This is a genomic window from Brevundimonas sp. ABV4_179 (assembly GCF_056311945.1).
The window spans coordinates 2,335,145-2,351,574 of the sequence record NZ_CM149976.1 but is presented as its reverse complement, the minus strand read 5'-3'; the positions used below and the strand labels follow the sequence as shown (position 1 = coordinate 2,351,574).

The following is a 16,430-nucleotide window of genomic DNA, read 5'->3' as shown; positions in this document are numbered from 1 at the left end:
GAGAAGCGCGCTTATATCCGGGGCCGATCTGCGATCGGTTGAAAGAAAAGCGGGTGAGAGACGACTTCCTGCGACGGCCAAGTCTGGTGGTCGCCTCTCCCCGTGGACCCCGGCCGGCTGGCCGTGGTTGGTTGGCCTGAGCCTCCCGTTCGCCCCCTCCCGAGAGCATTGCGCTGGTTCGAGCCAGCCACCCGCGCACACGAATCGCCGGTACGCACCCATCAGTATGGGGCGCCGGGCGAAGATGAAAAGCGCAGTTAACGGAAGCTATCCAGATTCGCGTGATTCGGAGTTAAAGTCCAGATATGGTGTTGCTGGAGCGACACACTACTAGGTTTAGCGATCCTCCCTCTCTCTGCCGCTAGAGGGAGCATTTCGCACAAAACAAGAACACCTTACCATGAGCTAGACGGCTGCACGCGCGTAGCGGGTGGCCTGCGATAGGAGACCGGCGTGAATCTCGTCCTTCGAAGCCATTTCCCTGAGCCTCCTGCCCAGTCGCTCATCGCCGCGTTCGAAGACCACGTGAGGACAACCGGTCAGCCGGAGACCTTCCATGCGATCAGCACCACCAGGCCGCCCGTGGACGGCGAGGTGGAGGTGCTTCTCGAAAAAATCAGCATCAATAAGAAGCTGCGCCCGAACGGGGACGGTGCCCCGTGCCCGATTTGTAGCCCGACTTCTCCGAAGTACTTGTCCGACGGGACATTGATCTGGTGCGCGCACACCGAGGCGATCTACGCCATCGGGCCCAAATGTAGCCTCAGCATTTGGACCGACAACCGACTGCAGACAGCAAAGAACGCCTTCCGCCGCTCCCAGAAGGAGCGAGAGGAGGCCGCCGCGCTTTTTCATCACGTCCGGCGGGCCGACGCCTTCTTGCAGTGGATCGCAGATCACCAAGGACGCGCCTCAGCCGCCGAACAGGCGCATCGCGAGTTCGGGCGAACAATGAAAACCCTCCGCCTTGCCTTGTCCCGCGATATCAAGACCCGAGGGGCAGTTCTCAGATCCTCCAGCGGCCGAGCGCTGGCTTCAATCCGTGGCCCTGCCTTCCTAACAGGCTCTTGGTCGATGAGCCGCGAACTGTCCGAGGCGGCTCTGAGCATCCGCAGGGCGGCGACTGAAGCTGGCGCGGACCCTCAGGCCTGGGCGAAAGCCCTGGCTCCGACTGCCAGGCGCGACAAGCTGAAACAGATCCGGGCGGCTAGGCAGGTGCTCGTGCGATCAGCCGAACGCATGTCAGCCGCCGCCCTTTTTCTCAGCCAAGGCAACATTGAACCGTTGGCGATCTGGTCGAAGTCGGAAACCTCGCCGATCCGCTTCGACGTGAGCCATACCGGGACCAAGATTGAGCTTCGTCAGGGCTCTGATCGCTGGGTGGGCCCTCTCAGTTTGGCAATGCCGGATGCTGTCCCGTAAGCAGCAGGTCTTTCGCCTCGTTCCGCGATTGGCTAAGCAGGTAAGTCACACACGCCACATCTAAATAATTGATAGTACAGCACTTCGTAGCACATCGAAGGGTAGTGTGTAAGGGAATGTGCAACACAGCGCACACCGGCGGCGCAGATTTCCATCAGTGGTATCGTTGAGAGTAGGAACCGCGCCCTCGGCCGCCTCCGCTCGGCGCGACCGTCTTCAGTTTGAATCAGCCGCACCAAAGATACGCAGGTTGAGAGCCTCAATGCCAATCCGACCTAACGGCGCTCGATCCTAAAGATCGACGACGCTAGCGGATTGGTATCTCGTGGACCGTCCAGTCGCGCGTTTTGAGACAACACCAGCGAGGTCATTCGACACGTAGGCTGGCGTCGACACTAGGTGCTTCTGCATCTAACCAAACATTAATGTTGTCATAGCCCTGTTGATGTTATAGCTACTAACATCATGACAACTACAGCCACTCGACCCTATCGCTCAGGCCTGCGCCGTGACCAGGCGGACGCCACCCGCACCCGCATCCTCGAAGCGGCGGCGGGCGTGCTCGAAAGTGAAGGACCGTCGGGGCTGAGCAACCGAAAGATCGCGGAGGCGGCGGGCGTGACCGAGATGACCGTGTACCGTCATTTTCCAAGCCGGGCGGTGCTCGACGAAGCACTTTGGAAGCGCGGCAACGAGCTTCAGGGCGTCGCCGGAGGCTTCCCAGATCGTCTCGAGGACATCGCCGGCCGTCTCAAGCCGCTTTACGCCTCCTTCGACCAGGCCCCCGGCCACATCCTCGGCATAATGACCACCGACAGCGGTCGGAAAATGCGCGCTAGTCAGGACGATGCCCGACGACTGGCGTTCGAGACGGCGGTGGCGCAAGGCGCGCCCGACCTCTCGCCCGCCGACCGGACCCGCGCCGCCGCCGTCCTTCAGTGCCTGTATTCCGCCTACCCGTGGCTCTCCCTGCGAGAACAGTGGGGCCTCGATGGCCCGGACGCGTCCGACGCCGTCGCCTGGGCGGTGCGTACTCTCATCAAAGATCTCCAGACCCGAGGCGGTGCGCCCTTGGCGACCTCGCCCGAAGAAAGCTCCTCATGATCTGTCATTTCTCTCTCCCCGCACGCGATCCTAAGGCGGTCGCCGAAGTCTTCGCCGTCCTGATCGACGGAATGGCCATGCCGTTTCCCGTCGTGCCTGACGCCTGGGTCGCGATCGCTCGCGACGGCTCCGGCGTCGGCGTCGAGGTCCTCCCCGAAGCGTCCGCCCACAATCCGGGCGCCGGCGACGCCGATCCGGCCCGCAAGGCCAACGGCCCGGAAGTTATGCCCTGGGAGGTCCAGATCCGGCAGGACGGCCAGGCCCAGGCCGCGAGCGGTTTCCACGTCGCGATCACCAGCGCCCTGACCTCCGAAGAGATCATCGCCGTCGGCGAGCGTCAGGGATGGCGCGCCGTTCCGTGCGATCGCGGCGGAGTGTTTGATCTGGTGGAACTCTGGATAGAGAACCGGTTCCTGATCGAGGTTCTGCCGCCCCGCGGCGCCGACCGCTACCTCGCGTTCTACACGCCGGAGGTGGCCGGTCGGATGTTCGGGGGAACGCCGCAGTGACGCCCCTTCCCTCGCTGCTCATCTTCTTCCTCGTTTTCCTGGGCCTGGCCGGCCTGGCCATGGTCTCCTCCAAGCTCAGCGACTGAGCCGTCCGGCGTCTCGCGGATCCGCGATCGCCTCTCCGAAAGTCCTCTCTCATGAAACTCGCTTCCGCCGCCACGGCCGTCACGGCCGTGGTCACGGCGCTCGTGTGCGCCCCTCCCCCCGCCGCCGCCCAAGACTTCGGCCGGTTGCTCGGCCGGATGGCCGAACGCGCGGTCGAGGACGCGGTACGTCCCCGGACCGACCGCTCCGCCGCGACCCGACCCGAACGGACCGGGCCTTCCTCCCACCGCAATGCGGACGAGGACGCCGCAGCCGCGCCCTCGGCCGTCGAGCCTCCGCCGCCGGGCGTGGAGCCGTGGCCGACCAACGCCGGCCATCGCGCCGTCGTGCGGCCGACTCAGTTCGCCTTCCGGCCCGAAGACGAAGCGCAGCGTCAAGCCTATCGCGACGCCAGCCGCTACGCCTGTTCGGGCTGCGAGGCCTCGATGGATATCGACAGCTGGCGCAAGGCGCTCAGGCCGCATGACGACACCTATTCCGCCTGGTCGGCCGTGATCGGCGCTTGGACGCCCGGCCGAGTCATAGATTGGCGCGGCGGAGCCCACGACGGCCGGATCACCGTCGTAAGCGAAATCCCGGTTGGGGGCTTTTCCTGTCGGCAACTCCGCCATCGCATCAGTACGCGCGGTGCAAATCCGGTCGTCGCCGAATACCCGGGGCTGATCTGCTTGGGCCGGCAGGACGCCTATTCCGGCGCCGACACCTGGCACGAGGTGTTCTGATGACAGGCATCCTGACCGCCAGGCCGGGTCGGCTCGCCTCGCTGGCCCTTGCGGCGGCTCTCCTAACCGTCGGATCATCGCCTTCAGCGGCGGCCGACCGGCCGGGCGTCGGACCTCAAACCGGCATGCCGGTCGGTGAAGCCTTCGCCTGGCCTGCCGGCCTCGTCATCCAGGAACCGGTCGAGGGCTTTGATCGCAGCAAATGCCGTCGACCCGACGAAACCGATCCGGATCATACCCTGGGCGTGGGCGTCTATGTCCGGCTGTGCCTCAGCTTCATCAATACCACGGCGCACCCTATCCGGGTCGAGCTGCCGGCCGGTCTGACCTTCGTCTCTTTCGACGACGAGACGCAGAACGGCCTGCTGGTGATCGTGGAGAGCTTCGAGGTCCCTCCGGGCGACCAGCCCGTCTTCGTCAAGCTGGCGCTCCAGTGCCTCAACCACGAGCGCGGCCCTTCAGCGTCTTGGGACACCTTCAGGCCCGGTCCGGTCACGACCGACAGCAAACTCGTCGCCCTGATCGAAAGTCCGGCGGGCCGGACGTTCGAGACAGAGGCGGATATCCTCCGGCTCCAGAACCTCGTTTGGAACGTGACCGACGACCGCGAACTTTCGCCGGACGAACGCCGCTGGGCCGCGAGCCTGCGGCCATGACGCGTTTCCATCTGCTCAACGACGTCGCCGCGCTCGCCGTCGAGATCGCTGCCGTAGCCGGCGTCGGGTGGGGCGCGGCCTCGGTGACGCCGTGGCACCCCGTCGTCGCCGCCTCGTCCGCCATCGTCGTTGTGCTGGGTCTGTGGCGTGTCTGGGCGGCTCCCAAGGCGTCGCGCCGACTGAAACGCATCGCCCTCCTGCTGTTCAAGGCGACGGTCTTCGCCGCAGGCGTGGTCGGCTTCATGGCGCAGGGCGCGACCGTCCTTGCCGTAGCGCTGGCGCTCGGCGCGACGGTTCATCTCATCACCACGATCGGACTCGCGCTACTCGATCGACGGCCGACCCTTCCCGGACCTCGTCCGCTTCCAAAACTGGAGCTCCCATGAATCCGGTTCTGACGGCATCCTGCGCCGTCCTGCTTCTGACGACCGCCTGCGCCCCTGTCGTTCAGGGCCGTGCCGCTATTGCGCTTCCCCCGGGGCTTCAAGAGACCGCCCAGCCCGGGGCGATCATTCTCTCGACCGACTGGGTGAACGCCGGGGACGATTTCCCCGACACCGTCGCCGAAGAAATGCGTGAAGAGCTGTCACTGTGCATGCACGGGACGGCGCCGGTCGACATACGGATCCATGTCGAGGACCTCGATCGCGCAGGCCGGCTCAACACCCTCCTGAACGGAGGCGGGCGTCAGTCGATCCGGGCGGTGGTCGAGTTCGTCGATCCCGCGCGCAGGCGGATCGTCGGCCGCGTTCCGATGGAGGCCGCCGTAGAGGTTGGAGGCGGCCTCGCCGGACTGCTGGCGGATCGTCAGATGCTGGCGGCGGAAGCCTTGGGGCGCGCTGTTTGCGACGAGGCTTTCGGGCGCAATCCGCGTCCGCCGCGCCTGTCGAACGCGACGGCGGACTGACCGGACCGCCCGCCATGTCAGCCCAACCGAGCTTTCTCCAATCTGCAACCGCCGTCCTCTTCGCCGTGATCGTCATCGCCGGCGGCGTCGCCCAGGCACAGACTTCGGCCGCGGACATGCCGGCCCGGTTCGTGGCCGGCCGCGTCCTCCTCGATGGCGAAACCCGGCGGGGCGAGCCTGTCGTTTTCTTCACCGACACGGGCGGAGGCCGCTACGTCACCCGCGAGGCCGTCGCACGCCTGGATTTGGTCGTTGAAGCGGCGGAAGCAGGCGACGCTGCGCGCTATCCCGAACTGTCGACTGGCTCGGCGATCGCCCCCCTGCCCCGCCTCGCAGTCGGCGTGGTTGATCACGGCAGACCGGGTCAGGCGCCAAGCGCACTGTTCGACCATGATGCCATGCTCGGAGCGCTCTGGTTCGCCGACCGCATCTGGACATTCGATTTTCCGCGCGGACGATTGACCCGCGAGGCGGCTGATTGGACGCCGCCGGCCGGCCTCGTCGTTCTGCCGCTCACCTTCCAGACCCGGGACGATCAACGCACGACGCATTTCCCGCGGGTCGTCGCCCAGATCGATGGTCAGCCGGTTCCTCTCCTGTTCGATACCGGCGCGACCACCCTGCTCTCCCAGAACGCCTTGGCGGCCCTGGACGACAACGGACCCGCCCTGCGCGCCACGAGCATGATCTCGGAAGCTCGGTTCGAAACTTGGCGTGCGGCCCACCCGGAATGGCGGGTGGTCGAGGACGCCCAGATTGGCTCCAGCGCGCCGATGATCGAAGTTCCCTCATTGACCTTGGGCGGGGTGACGCTAGGGCCCGTGTGGTTCACCCGACGACCCGACGACGCCTTCCACACCTTCATGAGCGGCATGATGGATCAGCCGGTGGAGGGTGCCCTCGGAGGCAACGCCTTCGCTGGCCGGACCTTCACGCTCGACTACCCCGCAGCCCGCATGGTCATCCATCACTGAGCTCAGACCCGTTAGCCTGTGCATGCTATCAGGACGAGCCGTTCTCTTCGTCTTTACGCCTGATGTCGGCACACCAGATCTCATGGCACCACCCCAGCAAGACGCGACAATCGTCAGCGGACCCGTCTGAATCGCCGACACGGTGGAAAAGCCAACACTGCCCAAGCGATCGTGTCCGTAGTCGCGACGGCTGGAACTTCTGTTCGGCGATCGAATGATCAATCTCGTGGCGTCTTGGGCCGACCGCGCTCGTGGCGTCTTGGGCCGACCACGCGGTCCGAATCGGCGCTCTAGAAGCGGGCGGAGATCGGTTCGGTGTTCCACGGCGAATTTGATCCGCCGTTCCAAGGAAATTCTTCTTGTGCCACGGAGTTTGATGTCCGCTACGGCGACGCTTTCTCGGCGTCGCCCTCAACCGACTGCGCGTAAGCAATCTCGCAGCCGTCGAGCCAGCGATCGATCGAGAATCGTTTCACGGCTGACCTTCGCACCTCTTCACGACCGAGCGACTTCGCAATGCTGATCGCAGATGCCAACGCATGCGCGGTATCTTGATCTGCGATCACGCCACCATCGCCGACAATCTCTCTCGCCGCTCCGGCGGAGAAAGACGCGACCGGTGTACCGCACATCATAGCCTCGACAGCAGCCAGGCCGAACGGCTCATCCCAACATGGCGTGAAGAGACAGACGGACGCCTCTCCGACAAGCTGGGACAGACTACTGGTAGAGAGATGTCCGCCATAGAGGACGCCATCACCGAGCAAGGGTTGAACGGCTTCATCCCAATAGGCCCTGTCGTCGATGGGGCCACAAAGGGTTAGGGCGAGACCAGCGTGTCGCGCCGCTGCGATGGCTAAATGTGCACCCTTTTCCGGGGACAAGCGGCCACTCCAGACTGCCTGACCGTTGCCCTTTTCGGAAAACTCCCAAAGATCCGGGTCCACGCCGTTGTAGAGAATGGTAGCTTCAGGCGGCGGTCCCTCTGGAAACCACAGGTCCATCTGCCGTCCCGACGTTACGGTTAGACGATGTCGGGGCGAGGGGCTTTGAGTGACGAAACCATGCAGAGCCGGGTAAGGCGGGACGTGAAGAGAGGTGACCGTAGGCGTCAGGTCGGTCCATTGGCGCTGAAGCGGAAAGCGGTGAAGACTGTTGTTGTGTACGACGTCGAACCCGCCTTCGGCGATCGCCCGGCAGGCTTTGTCGTAAGCCTCATCGAGCAGGCTGGTCAAAGCCGGACCGCCCCGACACGTCGCCCACGGAAAATCCGCTTCATAGGCGCGGTCCAGGACCGGGTGCAAAGGAACATCGACCCGGCTGTCGCCGGACGCGAACAGGACGACGTCGTGGCCCCGGCGCCGGAGGCCTTCCACCAGCATGGCGCTGTGGGCCTCCATTCCTCCCGCATAGGGTCGCGCCACCGGAAAGCGAAGGTGGCTCAGGACGGCGATCCTCACGCCGCCACCGTCTCCGCGCGCGCCTGCAGCAATCGGATCACACGCGCGCTGTTGGCGTAGGGCTGATGGCTCTGCTGGCCGGTAAGGGCGAAATCGTCCTGCGTGGGCCGGCGCAATATGCGGATCGGCGCGCCCTCGGCGTCGTCCACAAGGCCCATCAACCGGAAGGCGTGCAGCCAATGGCCCATGGTGCGATAGCCCCATTTGGCCTCGAAGAGCTCGGCGTTGCGCACCACGCTGTCGAGATGGTGGACCGGCGGCATGAAGTGCGGGTGGTACTGATGGAAGGCCAGCCCGCCCTGGATCCAGGCGAGGGGAACGCCCGCCATGGTGACGGACTTTCCGAAGTCCGTGTCCTCCGCGCCATAACCCCGGTAGCGTTCATCAAAGCCTCCCGCCGCGAGGAAGGTGTCGCGCCGGATGGCGAAGTTCAGCGACCAGAAGCAGCGGTAGTCTGCGCACGGTTCGATCTCGGACGCCGGAGGACCGTACCGATCCGAGTGTTTGACGCCCTGGGCGGCGAAGGCGCTGCAATCCCAGTCCCCCTCAGTCGCCCCCCCGGGCAGGTACAGCACCTCCCCCATCAGAAGGCCGTCGAGACGTTCGAGCCGATCGCGGTAGATTTCGACGAGATCCGGCGCCGGGATGCAGTCCATGTCCAGGAAGACCAGATCCCGACCCACAGCCCGTCTGGCGGCGGCGTTTCGCGCCGCTGCGAGCGGAAGGTCGTCGCCCAGCACGTGGAACTGGCGGATCGGAAAACCGACGTCCGGCAGGACGTAAGGCGTCTCCTGCATGACAGCGACGACCAGTTCGTTCGGCGGCACGCTCTGGTTTGCGAGTCCTTTGACAAGATTGACGAGGTGGTCGTCGCGGCCTCGGGCGAGGGTGATGACGGAGACGTCAGACATGGGAGCTTCCGATCGACAGGAGAAGGGCGTCAGGGTCGCCTTGGCGGCGCCAGACTTGATCAGCGAGGTCTTCAAGCCAGGCGGCGGCGCGCACCGCCCCGCCCTCGCCGGCGGCAGCGCGCTGCCTCGCCGGATTGTGGGTCAGCAGCGCCTGGTCGATCGCCGTTCGCCAGGCTTCCGGGGAAGACGGCAGATGGGCGCGCACGGTCGCCAGTCCGGCGTGTGCGAGACAGTCGGCCTTCCTGTGCTGCTCGTCGAAATAGCGCCATTCCGGTACGGCCAGCCAAGGCTTGCCGGCCGCAAGGATCATCTGGGTTGTGGTGTTTCCTGTGGAGGCCACGACGAGATCGGCGGCCGCCAGGTGAAGCTGGGGCTGGGTGACCCAACCGCAGTGGCGAAGGTTCGACGGTTCGGTGGCGTGCCAGTCGCGCTCCACCGGACCGATGGTCAGCCACAGACTGTCCGGCCGAGCCCGGGCCCCCACCCCCAGGGGCGCCTGGCCGAAGCCCGAACCGCCGGCGCCGGCGATCACCAGGATGACATTCTGACCTTCGCCGACACCCAGCGCGCGACGAGCGACCGCCTGGTCCGGCGCGTTTCCCCGTACTCCGAGGCCAGGCGCGAAATGCGTCTTGCCCAGCATCGCAGGCGTCCAATCGGGTTGGGCGAGGACCGCGTCGAAAGGCGCAAGAAGGCCGACCGCCCCGTCATAGGCGGCGCGATGGCCGGGGTCGGACCGGTCGCCATGCTGCAAAACCTTGACGTGCGGGACGCTGCACAGGCGCGCCAGCTGGGCCACTTCGGCGGAGACGTCGGACACCATGAGTTCGGGATCCTCGCGCGCGAACCAGTCGCTCATCAGACCCATAGCCCGGCGTATCCCCGGCCATCCCACCGGGGCGCAGTGGAGGGTGTCCGGCGTAGGCAAATCGCCGCCCGGAGCTTCGTCGCCCTGTCGCTCGAACAGGGAGGGAATGGCGACGACCTCGACGTGATCGGGGAGGACGGGAAAGATCTCGGTCTTGGCGCAGAAGACGGTGAGCGGTCGCTCGCGCGGGAGCGCCCAGGCCAGATCGGCAAGCCGTTCGGCGTGGCCGCGCCCTTGGTGATGAACGAAATATCCGAATGGGCGCATCACGCCGCCCACCGCGTCGCAGGCGCCGGGATCACCCCGAACGCCGCCAGAGCCTCAAGCACGCCATCGGCATGACGCGCGCGGCTCCTCATGAGGCCGCGACGCGGCGCCAATCCGGCCAGGTCCGCGTCGCCGTTGCCCACGACGATGGCGCGCCCGCAGGCGTTTAGCATATCCTCGTCATTCCCGCTGTCGCCGGCGCCGACGCATTGGGCCAGCGTCCATCCCCTAGAGGCCGCGTAGGCGTGCACAGCCCGCGCCTTGCCGCCCCCGGACGGAAGAACGTCGATCAGCCGGCGGTGGGAGTGAACGACCCGGGCGTGCAGGCCGGACAGAACAATCCGCCTTCGCAAACCGTCCGCCGCGGCGGCGTCTCCGAAATAACTGAGTTTGACGGACGTCTGACAGGACGGCGACTGCGGTGTCAGCCCTGCATCATCCGCGAGCGCCGAGAGCCGATCGACGTCCCAGCCCCGAAGAAGCTGGTCATGGAAGCGGTCGCATCTCGCCCAGCCGTTCGCCTCGGCCCGATGGATGGCCGTGCCGACGTCGGTGATGAAGGCGTCGGGCTCCGGCAGCGACCAATCCGAGAGGATGCGGCGCGCCGTGGCGAGATCGCGGCCCGTCGCCACCACGAAGGGGAACGTCGCCTCGTTGCGCCATCGCGCGAAACGTCGGGCGGCATCGCGACATCCCGTAAGGGTGCCGTCGATATCGCAAACGAGCAGACGGGGCTGCGGCGCGATCGCGCGATAGACGAGAACTGACCCCCGTCCATAGCGTCGACCGTCATACCGGGCCAGACCTGCCGGTCCTCGGGCGGCCAGGCGATCCCGCAGAGGCCGGTCGGTCATCAGACGCAGACAGGTCTCGGCGAGGCGCTGTTCGTCCAGGGGATCGACAAGCAGGCCGTGGCCGATCCGGCTGACGATCTCGGCCGGGCCGCCTCGGTCCGTCGCGACCACTGGGGCGCCCGCCCTCGCCGCCTCGAGGAGGGTCAAGCCGAAGGGTTCGTGCAAAGCGGGATTGGCGAAGAGGCCGTCGCGGGCGGCGCGCTGGTAGAGAGCCTGAACCTCGCCCTGGGTGTGCGAGCTTGGAAGACAGACCCGCCCCGCCAGACCCCGGTCGCCAACACAGGCCGCAAGACCGTCGACGACGGCCCTTTCCTCGCCGGACCGCTCGGGGGTGTCCTGCCCCGCCAGGATCACGAGATTGCAGGCCTGCTGGAGCTCGGGACTGTCCGCGAAGGCCAGAAGAAGCCCGTGCAGGTTCTTCTTGCGAACGGGACGGGCGACCGCGAGCAGAATCGGCTTCTCCGGCGCATCGAGCGATGACAGCAGGGCGTCGCAGGCGGCGAAGTCAGGATCGGCCGGGGTCGGGGGACCGGGCGGCGCCACCACGGTCCGCCGATGGGCGTCTGCAACCCCATAGGCGCCGACCTGACGATCTCGCTCCTCACGGCTGGAAACGATGACGGCGTCGGCCTGCGCGAGGGCGGTCGTCTCCGCAGCGACCCGGGCGTCGAGGCCAGGCGCCCCTGTCGCCGCCTTGTCCCTGGCCAGGGAATGGGGGGTGTAGACGAAGGGAATGCCGAAACGCCGTCGGGCCTCGAGCGCGACCGACGCGGCATCGGCGAAATGCGCATGGATGACGTCGGGCAGGACGCCTTCGACTTCCAGCCTTTCGCAGAACGCCCGGGCGAAGTCGGCCGTTTCACGATCAAGCGCTTCCTTGGACAGATACCCCGGCGAAGCCGTTGCGATCCTGCGGATCGTAACGCCCGGCGCGACCGGTTCCTCCGCCTGGTTGTATACGGCGCCGAGGCCGGCCTCCGCGAAACGGCGGGTGTAGATTTCGACACGCGAAACGTCCGGTCGCCTGGCTTGGTGGATGGCGGCTTCCAAAACATAGGCGATATGGCCGCCGGTATCGGCGGTGAGACCGAACTGAACCGGCGGAGCCTTGAGGCAGCCCCCCAGAGCGATATGAATGATGTGCACAGGCCCTCCGGCGGACCTAATGCTGCGCTTGCCGATAGGCTCCGCGTCGGCCGCGTCCGTGCCGCGCCTCCTGACACACCCCTGACAAGGGTATTGATGGGCGACCGGTCGCGCCGCCTCCACCCGCGTCGTGTCGGTGCGGATATCCTCCGGCTCGCGGATCACCGTAACCTCGACGGCGTGACATCCCTCGGCTCAGAACCTCGATCGCCGCTCCGTCATCGTCTGTGACAGCGTTCCCTACTTCGACGCCGCCCTATGCTCGGTCCTGCGCGCTGCGGCGCGCGGACCGACCCATCGCGCGCCCCGGCTAAAGGCGGCATCCCGGGGCCAGCTTTCCGGGATGCGCAGTTTCCCATTCGGCGAACAGGCTCGGAAGAGGCCTGGGCGAGAGAACTCCCAGAGTTTCGAGCTGAGCGATGCGCCGCAGACTGAAGTGCCGGAACGCCGAGCGGAGTTCGCACCACGCCGCCAGGATTTCGGTGGCTCCGAACAAACCCGTGGCGATGGGCCAGACAATCCGCTCGGTGCGCTGTCCTTCGGCGTCGGTGTAGTCCAGGCCGAGTTTGTGCCCGCTGCGGATAGCGCCGCGGATCGTTGCTGCCAGCCCGTCGACATCGCACGGAGGCGAAGCTGGGTGTCGGTTGAGCCAGAGCGCGCCTTGCGCAGGCTCCGGCAGAAGCGCGGCGATCTTGGCAGCCGAGGATCGCGCCGCTGGCGACACACGAGGATCGTCGCTCTCCGCCTGGGCTCGCAGGCTGAGGAGTAAGGCCTCCGCTTCCAACGCCGTCAGGAGGAGCGGTGAAAGAAGGCGATCGGATCGCAAGAGGTAGCCGAAGCCCGGAGCGCCATCGATCCTCACCCCCTGGGCTCGCAAAAAGGCGAGATCGCGGTAGATCGTCCGTTCGGATCTCCCGAACTCGGCCGCGAGTTGTGCCGCGGTGACCGGATGCCGTCGCCCGCGCAGCGAGTCCAGCAAGGCACCAAGATTTTTGGGAGACGCCATGTGAAGGTTAGGCTGTAGGGAACCGGGACAGAGTCTTAAAGAAGCGCCGCGACGACCGCGGCCAAGTTGAGAGCGATGATGATGAAGGACACCCGTTTTACCGGCTTCATCGACCCCCGCTAGGGCTCAGACGCTGCTAACAGATTAAACGCAAACCTTACGTCGCATTGCGGACATCGGGGACGAGGCCGGCGCGTGTTTCGCGGATGCAGGCCTTGAGGTAGTGCAGACATTTCGACCAGTGGAGCTCGGTGGCCGGCCATGCGGCGTCGTGACGTGCAGGACTGGATCTGGGTCGCCCTCTTTGTCGCCGCAGGTATCGGCTTTCTGGGGGTGACGGCCTGGACTTCGGCGGTCAGTTAGACACGTTCCGCCATGCGTCGGCCACCTAGGGCGACCCAGGGTTCTGCGAGGGATCGTGAGAGCGGCGACGATGCGGCCGCCCGATCGCACCCCAGCGTCCTGTGCCTCACCCCACTCTCAACTGCCGCCTTCGAAGTCGTCATTTTCGCGGCGTATTCGAGGCCAGACCTCGCACGCCGTTGAGCTGGCAGGTCAAGGTCCCGGCTGTTTGGCGTATCGCAAGTCGCTTCTCCGGCTCATCTCGCGACAGCCAGTCGTCGCATCACGGTCGCCCTCGCTGGCGGCAACCTTCGGAGACAAGCCTCGTTCTCCCATCCCTCCCCCTCCTCGTTCGGCGCATCGTTCCGCCGGCGTCCTGCTCAGGACTCCATGCCCGTCATCGTCATCACCGGAGCAAGCGCCGGCATCGGTCTCGCCATCGCGCACCGCTTCTCAAGGTCCGGCTGGGACGTCGCTCTGATTGCGCGGCATGCCGAGCGTCTAGACGCAGCCGCATCGCAGCTGTCCCCTCACTCAGGTCGGGTGATGACGCTTGAGGCGGATGTGGCGGACTCTGAAGCGGTCCGCAGGGCGGGCGAGGCGGTGATGACCGCCTGGGGCCGTATCGACGCTTGGGTCAACAATGCGATGTCCACGGTGCTGGGCGCGGCCGAGGACATTACAGACGCTGAGTACCTGCGGGTTACACAGACGACCTATCTTTCGCAGGTCTATGGAGTTCGCGCCGCTCTCAAGGCCATGCGGCCTGTCGGTCGGGGAGCGATCGTCCAGATATCATCCGGCCTTGCCCTGCGAGCGGCGCCTCTGCAGGCAGCCTACTGCGGCGCCAAAGCCGCCATCGACGGCTTCTCCGACGCGGTGAGGGCTGAACTCCAGGCGGAGGGCTCCGCAATCACGCTCACGACCCTTTATCTCCCTGCGGTGAATACGCCCCAATCGACGTGGGCCCGCAACCGGACGGGACGCGAGCAGATCATTCCCGATCCTCTCTTCGACCCCCGCCTCTGCGCGGATGCCGTGTGGGCCGCAGTCGCGCGTCCGACGCGCCAGATCTGGGTCGGGCGATCGACCTGGTTGATGGCCGCCTCTCAACGCCTCGCGCCCGGATTGGCCGATCGTCAGGCAGGCCGGATGATCGACGCACAGCTTGGAGAAGCCGCAAGTTATCGCGAAGGTAATCTGGACGCACCTTCGGGCGGTCCGGCGCGCATCGACGGCCCTGGGTCGGATCGCGTGGTGAGGCCCGTCGTGGGGTGGGTCAGCAGCCGGCACGTCTTGTTTCTCAAGGTCGTCGCCCCCGTCGCCCTGGCCGCACTGGGAGGCGTCCTGGGCTTCGCCGCGGGGCGCGCCAGACGATGACCGTCTCACCGATGACGCCGCAACCGCCAGCTCAGGCGGAGTGCTTGCGCCCCGACGGCGCCCTTCCGCTCGAGAACTACGGCGTCCTCGGCGAAGGCCGCACCGTCGCCCTCTCTGGCCTGGACGGGAGCCTCGACTGGTGGGCGGTCCCGGCCATGGACGCCCCTCCCCTGTTCGACCGCCTGCTCGACCCCGACGGCGGCCGGTTCTCTCTGACGCCCGACCAGCCCTTCACCGCCACCCGACGCTACCGCGACGACAGCAATGTGCTCGAGACGGAGTTCGTGACAGCATCAGGCCGCGCGCGTCTGACCGAAAGCCTCAACAGCGGCACGGCGGGTCGTCTCCCCTGGTGCGAGCTCGCCCGCCGGATCGACGGTCTCGAGGGGGCGATGACCTTCGCGATGGAGATGCGGCCAGGGCGTCGGGGCGACACTGCGAACCCCTACCATTCAAAGATCGGCGCACATACGGTCTTCCACGTTGAGCGCGTGCTCGGCCTGTTCGTCCACGATCCCCGGATCGATTGCGTCTGGTCCGACGAGCGTATCCTCGCCGACATCACGGTGCGCGCCGGCGAGCGTCGCACCGTCGCGATCGTGGCCGGACGCGACGAGCCGCTGGTGGCGCCGACCATCGAAGAGATCGACTGCCGCATCGACCTTTCCGATCAGGAGTGGAAGGACTGGTCGGCGCGGCTTCACGCGCCCTCCCTCTACCGGGATGCCTTCGTCCGCAGCGCACTGGCGCTCAAACTCCTTCTCTATTCACCGTCCGGCGCCATCGCCGCAGCGGCCACGACCTCTCTTCCGGAACGGATCGGCTCGGACAAGAACTGGGATTATCGTTACGCCTGGGTGCGTGACGCCGGCTACACCATCGAGGCCTTCCTCGCGGCCGGCGCCCAGGCCGAGGCTAAGGCGGCCTTCACCTGGCTCCTAAAGCAGCTTCGGGATCACGGCCCGAAGGTCTGCTACACGCTCGACGGCGACGCCGTGCCCGGCGAAACCCACTGGGACATGCCCGGTTATCGGCGCTCGCGCCCCGTTGTGACCGGAAACCGCGCGGCCGCCCAGCGCCAGCACGGCGTTTTCGGCGACATCTTCGAGACCGCCTCGCGCTTCGTCGGTTGCGGCAACATCCTCGACAGCGCCAGCGCCCAGCTTCTGTCGGAACTGGCCGACCAGTGCGCCGACCTCTGGCGCCAGCCTGACGCCGGCATGTGGGAGTTGGAGGACGTCCAGCACTACACGATGTCGAAGATCAGCTGTTGGCAGGCGCTCGCCCGCGCCGTCGAGCTGGCCGATGACGGGCAGCTGCCGACCAACTGCCGCGATCGCTGGCCATCCGCCACTCCACCGTTTTCACGCTCACGTCGAGGGTCCGGGCGATTTCGGGATAGGTCATGCCGTCAAAGCGATTGAGCACGAAAACATGCCGGTACAGGGCCGGCATCGAATGGAGAATCTGCGCGAGCAGGATTTCCTCGATCTGCGAAGCGTGCTCGTGGTTGACCATGTCAGGGCCGTGCTCCGCCGGTTCACGGCGCGCTCTGGACCGTCGCTCGTCTCTCAGGAGGTTCATGGCGATCTTGAGAAGAAACGCCTTGGGATGGCGGATATCGCTCAGGGCGTAGGGCGCCGCGCGGATGTAGGTTTCCTGCACGACGTCGGCGGCGGCCTCCGACCCCAGCGCGGGCCGAAGGCGTCGGCCCAGCCAGACGCTGTACTGCCGATACAGGCGGTTCAGCCCGTCCTGATCGTTGACGCCGAGCTGTTTCGCCTCTGTCACAACGCT

15 protein-coding genes and 2 pseudogenes are annotated in these 16,430 nt (G+C 66.2%); 11 read left to right on the top strand and 6 right to left on the bottom strand.

The features are described from left to right. Positions 1 to 453 precede the first annotated feature (453 nt). From ACYX4P_RS11325 to ACYX4P_RS11285, 9 genes and pseudogenes are all read left to right on the top strand, one after another. Positions 454 to 1,422 (top strand): hypothetical protein, encoded by a 969-nt coding sequence (locus ACYX4P_RS11325; RefSeq protein ID WP_476069564.1) that lies wholly within the window; start codon positions 454 to 456, stop codon positions 1,420 to 1,422. A gap of 465 nt (positions 1,423 to 1,887) precedes the next feature. Next, positions 1,888 to 2,028: pseudogene (locus ACYX4P_RS11320) on the top strand (hypothetical protein); the annotation flags it as partial. A 12-nt stretch (positions 2,029 to 2,040) separates the two neighbouring features. Continuing rightward, a complete protein-coding gene (locus tag ACYX4P_RS11315) occupies positions 2,041 to 2,526 on the top strand; it encodes a TetR/AcrR family transcriptional regulator (RefSeq protein WP_476070263.1) in 486 nt (161 codons plus the stop codon). Further along, complete coding sequence (locus ACYX4P_RS11310) at positions 2,523 to 3,035, top strand: hypothetical protein (protein ID WP_476069562.1); 513 nt, start codon at positions 2,523 to 2,525, stop codon at positions 3,033 to 3,035. The genes ACYX4P_RS11315 and ACYX4P_RS11310 overlap by 4 nt, the downstream gene beginning before the upstream one ends. Before the next feature lie 137 nt (positions 3,036 to 3,172). After that, positions 3,173 to 3,862: a hypothetical protein gene (locus tag ACYX4P_RS11305; RefSeq protein WP_476069561.1), complete on the top strand. Its 690-nt coding sequence runs from the start codon at positions 3,173 to 3,175 to the stop codon at positions 3,860 to 3,862. Next, a complete protein-coding gene (locus ACYX4P_RS11300; RefSeq protein WP_476069559.1) occupies positions 3,862 to 4,518 on the top strand; it encodes a hypothetical protein in 657 nt (218 codons plus the stop codon). Before ACYX4P_RS11305 ends, ACYX4P_RS11300 begins: the two co-directional genes overlap by 1 nt. After that, complete coding sequence (locus ACYX4P_RS11295; protein WP_476069557.1) at positions 4,515 to 4,904, top strand: DUF2568 domain-containing protein; 390 nt, start codon at positions 4,515 to 4,517, stop codon at positions 4,902 to 4,904. The genes ACYX4P_RS11300 and ACYX4P_RS11295 overlap by 4 nt, the downstream gene beginning before the upstream one ends. Next, a complete protein-coding gene (locus tag ACYX4P_RS11290; protein ID WP_476069555.1) occupies positions 4,901 to 5,425 on the top strand; it encodes a hypothetical protein in 525 nt (174 codons plus the stop codon). Before ACYX4P_RS11295 ends, ACYX4P_RS11290 begins: the two co-directional genes overlap by 4 nt. A 65-nt stretch (positions 5,426 to 5,490) precedes the next feature. Continuing rightward, positions 5,491 to 6,399, top strand: a complete 909-nt coding sequence (locus ACYX4P_RS11285; RefSeq protein ID WP_476069553.1) for a pepsin/retropepsin-like aspartic protease family protein — start codon at positions 5,491 to 5,493, stop codon at positions 6,397 to 6,399. Positions 6,400 to 6,782: 383 nt separating this feature from the next. Here ACYX4P_RS11285 and ACYX4P_RS11280 read toward each other — a convergent pair whose 3' ends face one another. The 5 genes from ACYX4P_RS11280 to ACYX4P_RS11260 form a co-directional block, all read right to left on the bottom strand. Continuing rightward, positions 6,783 to 7,859, bottom strand: coding sequence for a glycosyltransferase (locus tag ACYX4P_RS11280; RefSeq protein WP_476069551.1), 1,077 nt, complete (start codon positions 7,857 to 7,859; stop codon positions 6,783 to 6,785). Further along, on the bottom strand, positions 7,856 to 8,770 hold the full coding sequence (locus ACYX4P_RS11275) for a glycosyltransferase family 2 protein (protein WP_476069549.1): 915 nt from the start codon (positions 8,768 to 8,770) through the stop codon (positions 7,856 to 7,858). The genes ACYX4P_RS11280 and ACYX4P_RS11275 overlap by 4 nt, the downstream gene beginning before the upstream one ends. After that, entirely contained in the window at positions 8,763 to 9,905 is a 1,143-nt protein-coding gene (locus tag ACYX4P_RS11270) for a glycosyltransferase (RefSeq protein ID WP_476069547.1), read from the bottom strand. The genes ACYX4P_RS11275 and ACYX4P_RS11270 overlap by 8 nt, the downstream gene beginning before the upstream one ends. Continuing rightward, a complete protein-coding gene (locus tag ACYX4P_RS11265; RefSeq protein ID WP_476069545.1) occupies positions 9,905 to 11,905 on the bottom strand; it encodes an HAD-IIB family hydrolase in 2,001 nt (666 codons plus the stop codon). Before ACYX4P_RS11265 ends, ACYX4P_RS11270 begins: the two co-directional genes overlap by 1 nt. Before the next feature lie 310 nt (positions 11,906 to 12,215). Continuing rightward, on the bottom strand, positions 12,216 to 12,911 hold the full coding sequence (locus ACYX4P_RS11260; protein WP_476069543.1) for a helix-turn-helix transcriptional regulator: 696 nt from the start codon (positions 12,909 to 12,911) through the stop codon (positions 12,216 to 12,218). Positions 12,912 to 13,643: 732 nt separating this feature from the next. Between ACYX4P_RS11260 and ACYX4P_RS11255 the strand changes: the two genes are divergently transcribed. Together ACYX4P_RS11255 and ACYX4P_RS11250 are read left to right on the top strand one after the other, a co-directional pair. After that, positions 13,644 to 14,633, top strand: a complete 990-nt coding sequence (locus ACYX4P_RS11255; RefSeq protein ID WP_476069541.1) for an SDR family oxidoreductase — start codon at positions 13,644 to 13,646, stop codon at positions 14,631 to 14,633. After that, positions 14,630 to 15,907: pseudogene (locus ACYX4P_RS11250) on the top strand (glycoside hydrolase family 15 protein); the annotation flags it as partial. The gene ACYX4P_RS11255 and the pseudogene ACYX4P_RS11250, both read left to right, overlap by 4 nt. On the opposite strand, the gene ACYX4P_RS11245 reads toward ACYX4P_RS11250, so the two are convergent. Further along, entirely contained in the window at positions 15,897 to 16,424 is a 528-nt protein-coding gene (locus ACYX4P_RS11245; protein WP_476069539.1) for an RNA polymerase sigma factor, read from the bottom strand. The pseudogene ACYX4P_RS11250 and the gene ACYX4P_RS11245 sit on opposite strands and share 11 nt — an antisense overlap. Positions 16,425 to 16,430 lie beyond the last annotated feature (6 nt).